This is a genomic window from Nonomuraea sp. NPDC047897, from assembly GCF_043204415.1.
Lineage (GTDB): Bacteria > Actinomycetota > Actinomycetes > Streptosporangiales > Streptosporangiaceae > Nonomuraea.
Genome location: NZ_JBIDCC010000008.1, coordinates 404381 through 414875, shown reverse-complemented (window position 1 = coordinate 414875; position 10495 = coordinate 404381). Strand labels below are relative to the sequence as shown.

Sequence of the window (10495 nt, the reverse complement as noted above, 5' to 3'; positions counted from 1 at the left end):
ACCGCATCCCCCACACCCACACCCCGCCCACGCAGGAACCCCGCCACCCGCAACGCCCGACCAGCCAACTCCCCGTACGACACCCGCACCCCGCCCGACACCAACGCCACCCGCCCCGGCTCACGCCCCGCCACCGCGAAGAACCCCCCATGCAACGTCCCGGCAGGCAGCACACCCGCCGTGTCGTTGGCGGCGGCCCGGACGGCGAACTGCCCGGCGGGCAGCAGGTCCGGCGGGGCGGCGTCCCAGTCGTGCTCGACCATCCAGTCCAGCAGCCGCGCGAAGGCCCCGGCCATCCCGTCGAGCACGCCCGGCGCGAACAGCTCCTCCACCGCGTCCCAGTTGAACAGCAGCCCGCCGTCCACCTCCACCACCTGGTGGTCCAGCCACACCTGCGGCGTCTGGGAGAGCATCCAGCCGAGCCTGCCCAGGTGCCGCTGCACCTCGGCCCCTACCAGGTCGCCCATGCCGAAGGCGCTGGTGAACACCACGGGCGCGGTCACCTGGTCGGCGCGGCCGCCCCGGTTGAGGTCGCGCAGCACCTCGACGCCGGAGTACGCCGAGTGCGCCGCGTCGGCCTGGAACCGGCGCTGCAGGGCGGCGGCCCGCCCGGCGAACGACGCCGGCTCGGTGAGGTCCACCTCCAGCAGGAGGAGGTTCGTGAAGTCGGCCACCATGCGCGGCACGTCGGGGTTCAGCGTCCGCCGGTCGAACAGCGGCATGTTCAGCAGGAACCGGGGCGAGTCGCTCCAGGCCCCGATCACCTCGGCCAGGGCCGTGGCGAGGGCCATCGGCAGGGTGACGCCGTGGGCGCGGGCCCGCTCGGCCAGGCGGCTCCGCCGCTCGGGGTCGAGCCGCAGGTCGCGGCGTACGACGCGCACCCGGTCGAGCCGTTCTGGTTCGACGGCCAGCGGCAGCCGGGGTCCGCCGGGCAGGTCGGGCAGCCGCTCCGCCCAGTAGCGGCGGTCGGCCTCGCGTTCGTCCTTCAGGCGGCGTTCGCGCTCGGCGAGGTAGGCGGGGAAGGTGCAGCCGATCGGCGGCAGCGGCTCGCCCGGCGCGGCGTACAGGGCCGCGAGGTCGTCCAGGAGGATCTGGATGCTGCGGACGTCGGCGACGAGCAGGTCGATGTTGACGTGCAGCCGGTGCGCGCCGTCCGGCAGCAGCGACAGGGTGAGGTCGAGCACCTCGGCCCGGCCCACGTCGAGCCTGCGGTGCGACAGCCGCTCCCGCAGCCCGGCCAGGCACTCGGCGACCTCCTGGGCCGGCCGGTCGCGCAGGTCGTGCACGGTGAGTCCCGGCCACGGGCTGCGCGGCAGGATGCGCTGCGCGCCGTCGTCGGTGAACCGGGTGCGCAGCAGCTCGTGCCGGTCGAACAGGGCGCGGACGGCGTTCTCCAGGGCGGCGGCGTCCACGCCCCGGCCGTCGAACTCGACGTAGAAGTGGCAGCCGACCCCGCCGAGCACCTGGCCGTCGCGGCGGCCGAACCAGTAGGCGTGCTGGACCGGGGTGAGCGCGAACGGCGCGGCACGGTCCACCTCCGGCAGCGGACCGGAACCGGGAGCGGGGGTCGCGGCGCGGGACGAGAGCAGCGCGTGCCAGGCGGCCACGGTGGGCGTCTCGGCCAGGTCGGCGAACTTCACCCGGATGCCCTGCCGCTGCCAGTCGTTGGCGAGCTGCATGATGCGGATGGAGTCGACGCCGTGGCGGATCAGGTCGTCGTCGGGGTCCAGTTCCCCGGCGGGCAGGCCGACGAGCGCGGCGGCGGCCTGCCGTACCTCGTCCAGGGTGAACGCCGACGCGCCGGACGCGGCGGACGCGGCGGGCATGGCGGGGGCGGCGGACGCGGCGGACACGGCGGACACGGCGGGGGTCGCGGGCAGCGCGGCGGGGGTCAGCTCGTCGGTGTGGACGACCTCCAGCCCGCCGCGCCGGTACGCGGTCAGCAGCTCCGCCTCGCAGCGCCCGGCCAGCGAGCCGGGCCGCACGTGCACCACGGTCTCCACGACCTCGCGGTGCGCGTCGATGACCGCGCCGCGCACCCGGTCCGCCGGCCACGCGTCGGCACCGGCCTCCACGAGCAGCGTCAGGCCGTGGCCGTGGACGGGCCGCACGGCACGGCAGGGGCCGCCGGTCAGCTCGGTGACCGTGCGCTCCAGCTCATCGTGAAACGTCGCCGTTTCCCACATGACCCCCAAGCTGACATGGCCGGTGACCGGCCCGCAAACGCGAAAAGCAATTCGCGGCCGGTGCGGCGGCCCGGCCGCCTGCCCATCCGGCGATTAAGTGTGCCTAACCTTATTACCCGACCGGTGCGGCATATTCTGCGGCTCTTCGCCGAACGTGCCCGTCCGGCCCGGCGGAAAATCGGGAGGCGAACTCGCGGGCACCTCTTTCGAGGTGCCCGTCCGGGCACTTGCCCGCCTCCGGCAGGCCGCCTAGCTTGCGTCGGTAGCGCCGAGGAAGGGAGGCGGAGTGTCCCCTACGCTGGAGACCGTCGCCGGAGCCGACGAGGCCCGCGCGCTCGGCGACGAGTACGTCACCGCCGTCGGAAAGATCATCAACAGTCACGTGCGCAACGAGGCGGCGGGCGCGGCGGTCTTCGACGAGCCGTCCATTTCGCTCGCCCCGACGCCGCGTGAGAAATGGCTCGCCTGCCGCATGGCCATGGAGGAATACGGCCATCACCTGAAATTCAACAAACTCGCGGCACAACTCGGCCTGGAGGATCCGCACACGCGTCCGCCGCTTTCGGTGTTCGACTTCGAGGTGCGGAGCTGGACCGAGTACGTCATGACGAAGGCGATCGTCGACCTGGCCGAGATCGTGCTGATGGAGGACCTGTGCGAGTGCTCCTACCAGCCGCTGGCCCGGCTGTGCCGGTCGCTGATGCCGGAGGAGCGCTTCCACGTCCGGTTCGGCGCCACCACGGCCCGCCGGCTGGCGGCCGACCCGGCCACCCGGCAGGAGGTGCGCGCGGCGGCCCACCACCTCGTCACGATGACGCTGCCGTTCTTCGGGCGCGGCGACTCGCCCAACAACGAGCTGTTCCGCAGGTGGGGGATCAAGCGGCTGACGAACGACGAGTGCCGCGCGGAGTTCATCCGGCGCACCCGCGCGCTGCTCTGCGACGACCTGGGGCTCGACTACCCGGAGGTGGACCCGCGATGGCGCGGCACTACGAGTTGAGCGCTCCGCCCGACGGCCTGGCCGCCGACCTCGGCCCCGGCGGCGACCGCGTGGACCGGCTGCTGAGGGGCCTGGCCGGGGCGGGCGAGCCGGCCCGCTCGGCCCTGCCGGCACTGGTCGGCACGCTGCCGGTGCGGGCGCTGTCACGGGTGCCGGCCTGCCTCATGGACCGGGTCGACGCCCGCTGGCTGGCCGGTCTGGAGCGACGCCGTCACGCCGCCCGCGCCGCCCTCCGTGCCGCCGGCCGGGACGACCGGCTCGAACTCGGCGAGCACGTCGCGATGCTGCTCACCACGCCGCTGCTGGAACCGGCCGACCCGGACGACGCCGACGCCCGCGCCGTCTCGGGCGCCGTCCTGTGGCTGGTAGGCACGCTCGTCGCGACCGCGCTGGCGGAGGACGCGGACGACCTGCTCGCCGACCTGCTCGGGCGGGGCTGGTGGCCGGTCGGCCCCGTGGACGGCGCCTTCCTCGTCGCGCCCGTCGCCCTCGCCCGCACCGGCTCCGGCTCCCGCTCCGGCGCGGTGGCCCGCCATGGCTGACACGGTCGCCACCGGCAACGTCGCCCGGTACCTCGACGAGTTGGCCGGCCGGTCCGGCTGGCGCGACCGGCCCGCCTTCCACACGCCCGCCCGCACCTGGAGCCATGGCGAGGTGCACGACCTGGCGGCCCGCGCCGCCTCCGTCCTCCTCGACCACGGCGTCCGGCCCGGCGCCCGGATGCTCATCGCGCTCGGCGACGACATCGCGTGGGTGGCGGCGTTCCTCGCCGCCGCCCGTCTCGGCGTCACCGCCGTGCCGGTCAACCCCGGCCTCACGGCGGACGACCACGCCTTCATGGCCGCCGACTGCGCGGCCTCGCTGGTCATCACCTCCGGCGACCTCGCGGACCGCACCACCGACCGTGCCACCGGCCGTGCCGACGACCGCTTCGCCGGGCTGCCCGTCCTGACCGGCGACCGGCTGCTCCGCCTCGCCGAACGCGCCCCCCGGGCGCCCTCGGCGAACGTCGCCCCCGACGCCCCGCTGTACGCGCAGTACACCTCGGGCACCACGGGGACCCCCAAGGCCGCGCTGCACCGCCACGCCGACCCGGCCCGGTACCACCGCGCCGCCGGCGTCGGCGTCGTCCGCGCGCGCCCCGAGGACGTGACGCTGTCGGTGTCGAAGATGTTCTTCGCCTACGGGCTCGGCAACACCTTCGTCTTCCCGCTGTTCTCCGGCTCGTCGGCCGTGCTGCTGCCGCACCGGCCCACACCCGCCGACGTCGCCGAGGCGGTCGGGCGGTACGGCGTCACCCTGCTGTACGCGGTGCCGTCCGCCTACGCCAACCTGCTGGCCGAGTGCGCGCCCGGCTCGTTCGGCTCGGTACGCCTCGCGGTGTCGGCCGGGGAGCCGCTGAACCCCGCCCTCGGGGAGCGGGCCCGCGACCTGCTCGGCGCGCCGGTGCTCGACCAGCTCGGCTCCACCGAGGTGGGCCACGCCTTCTGCGCCAACACCGCCGCCCGGGACGAACCCGGCACGATCGGCCGGGCGCTGCCCGGCTACGAGCTGGAGCTGCGCGGCGACGACGGCCGCCCGGTCACCGAGGGCGAGGGCGAGCTGTGGGTGCGCGGCGCGTCCGTGCTGCCGGAGTACCTCAACCGGCCCGAGGAGACGGCCCGCGCGCTCTCGGACGGCTGGCTGCGTACCGGCGACCTGGCCGTGCGCACCGCCTCGGGAGCGTACGTGCACCGGGGCAGGCGGGACGACCTGGAGATGGTGGGCGGCATCACGATGTCTCCGCTGGAGGTGGAGAAGGTGCTGGCCGAGCATCCCGAGGTGGCCGAGGTGGCCGTCGCGGCCGTGGCCGACGAGCGGGGGGCGCGCAAGCTGCGGGCGTTCGTGGTGCCCGCCGCGCCGGGCGTCGACGGGCGGCGGCTGGAGAGTGAGCTGATCGCGATGGCACGCCGCAGGCTGGCCCCGTACAAGGTGCCGCGCGGTGTCGAGCTGCTGCGCGCGCTGCCGCGCACCCCCACCGGCAAGCTGCGCCGCTTCGCCCTGCGCGACGGCGCGGCGGCCGGACCAGTCCGCTGAGGTGAGGAAACCGCCGTGCGCACCCTGATCATCGACAACTACGACTCCTACACCTACAACCTCTACCAGCTCATCGCCGAGTCCTACGGCGTCGAGCCGGTCGTGCTGACGAACGACGATCCCGGCTGGGCCGAGGTGGACCTGCGGCGCTTCGACGCCCTGGTCATCTCGCCGGGGCCGGGCCGCCCGCAGGTGGAGCGCGACGTCGGCGCCACCCTGGACGTGATCCGCGAGTCGGGGCTGCCGGTGCTCGGTGTCTGCCTGGGCCACCAGGCGCTGGGCTGGCTGTCGGGCGCCGACGTGGTGCCCGCGCCGGCGCCGATCCACGGCCAGGTCGAGGAGATCCACCATTGCGGCCACGACCTGTTCCGCAATCTGCCCCAGGGATTCCACGCGGTGCGCTACCACTCCCTGTGCGTGGCCACGCCCGCCCCCGGCGACCTGGAGGTCACGGCGTGGACGGCCGACTCGGTCGTCATGGGGTTACGGCACCGGACGATGCCCTGGTGGGGCGTGCAGTTCCACCCGGAGTCGATCTCCACCGAGCACGGGCCGACGCTGCTGCGCACCTTCCGCGAGCTGGCCCTGGAGTCGGCCGCGCCGGCCGCCGCGCTGCCGGCGCCGTGCGGGCCGCGCTGGTCGCTGGAGGTGGAGCAGGTGTACGGCGCGGCCGACACGGAGACGGTCTTCGCCGAGTTGTTCGGCGACCGGGAGTACGCGTTCTGGCTGGACAGCAGCCGCGTCGAGCAGGGGCTGGCCCGGTTCTCGTTCCTCGGCGACGCGGGCGGCCCGCACGGCGAGGTGCTGACCTGCCGCCCCGGAGCCGGCAGCGTGCTCGTGCACGACTCCGCCGGCCACGAGTCGGCTGTCTTCGCCTCCGTCTTCGACGTGCTGGACGACCGGGTCAGGGACCGGTCGATGCCGTCCGATCCGGCCCTGCCGTTCGACCTGAACGGCGGGTACGTCGGCTACTTCGGTTACGAGCTCAAGCGCGACTGCGGCGCCCCGTCGCCGCACGTCTCGCCGTTCCCCGACGCCGTGTGGATGTCGGCGACCCGGTTCGTCGCGGTGGACCACCTGGCGGGCGCGACGTGGGCGGTGGCGCTCACCGACGGGGAGCCGGACAGCCGCGCCGCCGCCCGCGCTTGGGTGGCGCACGCGGCCGGCGTCTGCCGCCGCGTGGGCGAGCGGCCGCCGCGCGAGCCCGGTGCGGAGGCCGGCTTCGACCCCGAACCGTGGCTGGTGCGCCCGCGCGATCGCTACCTGGCCGACATCGAGGAGTGCCTGCGGCTGCTGCGGGCCGGCGAGAGTTACGAGATCTGCCTGACCGACACGGCGGAGATCCCCTTCGACGGTGCGGCGCGCGATCTCTACCTGCGCCAGCGGCGGCTCAACCCCGCCCCCTACGCCGCCTACCTGCGTCTGGGCGGGATGGAGGTGCTCTGCTCCTCCCCCGAACGCTTCCTCAAGGTGGACCGGGACCACGTCGCCGAGTCCAAGCCCATCAAGGGCACCGCGCCGCGTGCCGCCGAGCCGCTGCGCGACTCCTCGCTCAGGCACGAACTGGCCACCTCACCGAAGACCCGTGCCGAGAACCTCATGATCGTGGACCTGCTCCGCAACGACCTGGGCCGCATCAGCGCCATCGGCACCGTGGAGGTGCCGCGGTTCATGGCCGTGGAGTCGTACGCGACCGTGCACCAGCTCGTGTCCACGGTGCGGGGCAAGCTCCAGGACGGGGTGAGCGCCGTCCAGGCGGCGCGGGCGTGCTTCCCCGGCGGCTCGATGACGGGGGCGCCGAAGCTGCGCACCATGGAGATCATCGACCGGCTGGAGGGGCGGGCGCGTGGCGTGTACTCCGGCGCCATCGGCTTCTTCGGCCTGGACGGCACGGCCGACCTGAACATCGTCATCCGCACGGCCGTCGCCTGCGAGGGGACGCTCACGGTGGGCGCCGGCGGGGCGATCGTGCTCGGGTCGGACCCGGCGGAGGAGTACGCGGAGATGCTGCTGAAGGCCAGGGCCCCGTTGCGTGGCCTGCCCGCCCCGGCGGGCTGCCGTCGCCCCGGCTGCTGTCGTCCCGGCTGCGGTGGTCCCGGCTGCAGTCGTCCCGGCTGCGTGTACGCGGCGCCGGGCGACGCCGGGACGGCTCGGGTGGCTGAAGCGGCCGGCCGGGGGCCGGTCAGCGGGGGCGTCTCCCCGGCGGGGACACCAGGCCGCGTCTGAGCGCCACCGCCGTCGCCAGCGTCCTGTTCGAGCAGTTGAGCTTGGCCAGGATGTTGGCGACGTGCCGTTTGGCGCCGTGCTCGGAGATGCCCAGTCGCCGGGCGATCTGCTTGTTGCTCAGCCCTTCGGCCATGAGGGCCAGGGTCTGCTGCTCGCGTGAGGTGAGCGGCGACGCGGCCCGGTCGCCGTCCACCGGGGCCGGTCCGTCGAGGGCGGCCGTCCCGGTCTTCGCGAACGCGGGGCGGATCTTGGCCAGCAGCCTGCGCGCCACCGGCTGCGGCACCGGCACCAGCCCGCTGTCCAGGTCGGTGAGGGTGCTGCGCAGCGTCTCCGGCGTCAGTTCGCCTTCCAGCAGGTAGCCGTCGGCCGGCATGGCCGCCACCCGTTCCAGCGTCTGGTCGCAGGCCGTGCGTAACAGCAGCAGCACCCGTACGTCGTGGTCGGCGGCCGTCCGCGCGAGTTTCTCGGCCTTGTCCTGCTCCACCGGCGCGCTCACCACGAGCACTTCGGGCCGGCCGGAGTGCAGCAGTTCCATGCTGTGGTCGAAGTCGCCGCTGTCGAGCACCTCCCGGAAGGCGCCGAGATCCCTGAGCATGGTGGCCAGCCCGCAGCGGACCAGTTCGCTTCCCAGGGCGACCAGAGCGACCCCGTCCGATCCGCCGATCCCCCGTGCACTCTGCCGTTTCGTGCTCATCATCACTCCGCCGTCCGAGCCTGAGAGGCGCCAGCGGCCTCCCCTACCCGGAAACCGTCCGGCCAATCGCTTCATTGGATAGCGGCGCGAACCAATTCTGGAGGTGATCGCGGGCGGGTCAGGTGCGACCGGCGTGGGCCAGGGCGGAAGGGGTGCGGCAGCCGACGATCGCCGGCGCCTCGTGGACCAGTTCGTCGGCGACGAGCGCCTCCACCATGAACAGCGCGTAGTCCACCCGCCGGGTGACGTTGCTGCGGAGGATCGGGTCGCCGACGTGCCGGCTCCACACCGGCAGCCCCTGGCTCTCGCCCTCCTCCAGGTCGCTGCCCCGCACGACGGTCCAGCGGGTGTCGCTGGCGAACACCCGCCGGCAGGCCTCCACCTGGTCGTCGATGTCGACGACGCGGGCGAGCCGGCCGAGCAGGCTGAAGGTCTTGACGAACGCCCGGAACCTTAGCGGGTAGACGTCCTGCCCGTCGCGCGTGATGTGCCACCCGCACGAGAACACCAGCCGCGCCCCGGGAGGTGCGTGGTCCAGCACCGCCTGGGCCGTGCCGGAGGAGTAGCCCCGGACGCCCCAGGGCACCAGCACGGTGAGCACGCCGTCGCATCCGGCGACCGCCCGTCTGATGACCTCTCGGTCGTCGGTCGCCCCCGGCACGATCGTGATGCGTCCCGCGAAGTCCGCGAGCTTCCCGACGCTCTGCTCACGGCACACGCCCACGACCTCGTACCCCCGGTCCAGGGCGTGCCGGATCATGTAGCGCCCGAGCTTCCCGGACGCCCCGACGACGCAGATTCTCTTCCCGTGCACGTCCACGTGCCCTCCTCTTCCCCACGCCTGCGCCTTACGGGCGTAAGGTACACCTGGACGCTATCCTTACGAACGTAAGGCAGTCAAGCCCGGTACGTCGCCGACGTCAGGGAGCACCAGGAGCCGCACATGCCATCGCGCCCCACCCGCCCACGCGCCCCCCGCACCTCACTGAGCAGGGAACGCGTCCTCCAAGCGGCCGCGCGGGTCGCCGACGAGCGGGGCGTCGCCTCGGTCACGATGCGCAAGGTGGCCGAGCACCTGGAGGTGGAGGCGATGTCGCTCTACCACCACGTGGCCAACAAGGACGAGATCCTGGACGGGATCGTCGACCTCGTCTTCGCCGAGATCGAGCTGCCCCCCGGCGGGACCGACTGGAAGACCGCCATGCGCCGGCGCGCGGCCTCCGCCCGCGAGGTGCTCTCCCGCCACCCCTGGGCGCTCGGGCTGATGGAGTCGCGACGCAACCCCGGTCCGGCGACGCTCCGGCACCACGACGCCGTGATCGGCAGCCTACGAGCCGCGGGGTTCACCATCGCGATGGCCGCCCACGCCTTCTCCGTCCTCGACAGCTACGTCTACGGGTTCGTCCTGCAGGAGTCGAACCTCCCGTTCGGCACGCCCGAGGAACTGGAGGACGTGGTGGAGACGATGGGCCGGCACATGCCCGCGGGCGTGTATCCCCACCTCGCCGAGATGATGGCCGACCACGCCCTGCAACCCGGCTACTCCTACGCGGAGGAGTTCGCGTTCGGCCTGGACCTGGTCCTCGACGGCCTGGAGAGGCACCTCCCCGAGGTGCGGGCCGCGCGGTGAGACGCGCGGACGGTCCGGCGCCCTCGCACCGGGGGCACGACAGCCCTGTCCGGCGCTACGCCGGCCGGTCCACCCGGTACAGGTAGTGAGCCCGGTCGTCGGCAGGATTGTCGGGCTCCAGCTCCCCTTCCGCGACGCGGCGCAGCCCGGCCTTCTCCAGCGCCCGCCACGACGCGCGGTTGGCGACCGGCACGGGCACCAGCACGCAGGTGGCGTCCGGCAACTCCTCCCACGTCCGCTCGACCACGGCGCGGATCATCGCCGGCCCGAGGCCGCGCCCCGTCCGTTCGGGCTCGCCGATGAGGTAGTCGACGGTCACCGCCCCGTCGGGCACCGCCGTGACGGCGGCCAGCTCGTCGCGGTAGCCGGGATAGTCGGCCAGGCGGCACCGCTGCACCAGGCCGAGAGGGCGGCCGTCGAGGTGCACGAGCAGATCCTCCGACGGCTCCTCGCCCCTGGCGGCGGCGCCGAAGTCACGCGCCACCGCCTCGGCCGAGGTCTCGTGGAACCACCACCGGGCCACGTGCGGCTGCTCCAGCCACCTGCGCAGCAGCGGGAAGTCGGCCTCGCCGAGCCGGCGCCAGGTGAACGTCATGAGGGCCTCCGGGTGAGGGACGCCGCGCCCCCGGCCCCGACCGTCGTCACACGGCTGACCGTCGTCACAGGGCTGACCGTAGCAGCGC

The 10495-nt window shown here is 73.9% G+C and carries 9 protein-coding genes; 5 read left to right on the top strand and 4 right to left on the bottom strand.

Annotated features, from left to right (window positions below; genetic code table 11):
• A partial coding sequence (locus ACGF0J_RS20730; protein ID WP_393148057.1) for a condensation domain-containing protein occupies window positions 1–2186 on the bottom strand: 2186 nt, incomplete at its 3' end.
• Between the two features lie 286 nt (window positions 2187–2472).
• Between ACGF0J_RS20730 and ACGF0J_RS20725 the strand changes: the two genes are divergently transcribed.
• Genes ACGF0J_RS20725 through pabB form a run of 4 tightly spaced genes read left to right on the top strand, consistent with a single transcriptional unit; the run spans window position 2473 to window position 7488 of the window.
• Window positions 2473–3186 carry a Phenylacetic acid catabolic protein gene (locus ACGF0J_RS20725; protein ID WP_393148055.1) on the top strand — a complete coding sequence of 238 codons (714 nt, stop codon included), beginning with the start codon at window positions 2473–2475 and terminating at the stop codon, window positions 3184–3186.
• Entirely contained in the window at window positions 3165–3728 is a 564-nt protein-coding gene (locus ACGF0J_RS20720; protein WP_393148053.1) for a hypothetical protein, read from the top strand. Before ACGF0J_RS20725 ends, ACGF0J_RS20720 begins: the two co-directional genes overlap by 22 nt.
• On the top strand, window positions 3721–5262 hold the full coding sequence (locus ACGF0J_RS20715; RefSeq protein ID WP_393148051.1) for an AMP-binding protein: 1542 nt from the start codon (window positions 3721–3723) through the stop codon (window positions 5260–5262). Before ACGF0J_RS20720 ends, ACGF0J_RS20715 begins: the two co-directional genes overlap by 8 nt.
• Window positions 5263–5277: 15 nt before the next feature.
• Complete coding sequence (gene pabB, locus ACGF0J_RS20710; RefSeq protein WP_393148049.1) at window positions 5278–7488, top strand: aminodeoxychorismate synthase component I; 2211 nt, start codon at window positions 5278–5280, stop codon at window positions 7486–7488.
• On the opposite strand, the gene ACGF0J_RS20705 is transcribed toward pabB, so the two are convergent.
• Together ACGF0J_RS20705 and ACGF0J_RS20700 are read right to left on the bottom strand one after the other, a co-directional pair.
• The gene (locus ACGF0J_RS20705; protein WP_393148047.1) at window positions 7445–8182 is read right to left on the bottom strand and encodes a LuxR C-terminal-related transcriptional regulator; all 738 of its coding nucleotides are present in this window, start codon (window positions 8180–8182) and stop codon (window positions 7445–7447) included. The genes pabB and ACGF0J_RS20705 overlap by 44 nt on opposite strands.
• A 118-nt stretch (window positions 8183–8300) precedes the next feature.
• A complete protein-coding gene (locus ACGF0J_RS20700) occupies window positions 8301–9002 on the bottom strand; it encodes an NAD(P)-dependent oxidoreductase (RefSeq protein ID WP_393148045.1) in 702 nt (233 codons plus the stop codon).
• Window positions 9003–9125: 123 nt separating this feature from the next.
• Here ACGF0J_RS20700 and ACGF0J_RS20695 point away from each other — a divergent pair, with 123 nt between their 5' ends.
• Window positions 9126–9812, top strand: coding sequence for a TetR/AcrR family transcriptional regulator (locus ACGF0J_RS20695; protein ID WP_393148043.1), 687 nt, complete (start codon window positions 9126–9128; stop codon window positions 9810–9812).
• A gap of 55 nt (window positions 9813–9867) precedes the next feature.
• Here ACGF0J_RS20695 and ACGF0J_RS20690 read toward each other — a convergent pair whose 3' ends face one another.
• The gene (locus ACGF0J_RS20690; protein WP_393148041.1) at window positions 9868–10407 is read right to left on the bottom strand and encodes a GNAT family N-acetyltransferase; all 540 of its coding nucleotides are present in this window, start codon (window positions 10405–10407) and stop codon (window positions 9868–9870) included.
• Window positions 10408–10495 lie beyond the last annotated feature (88 nt).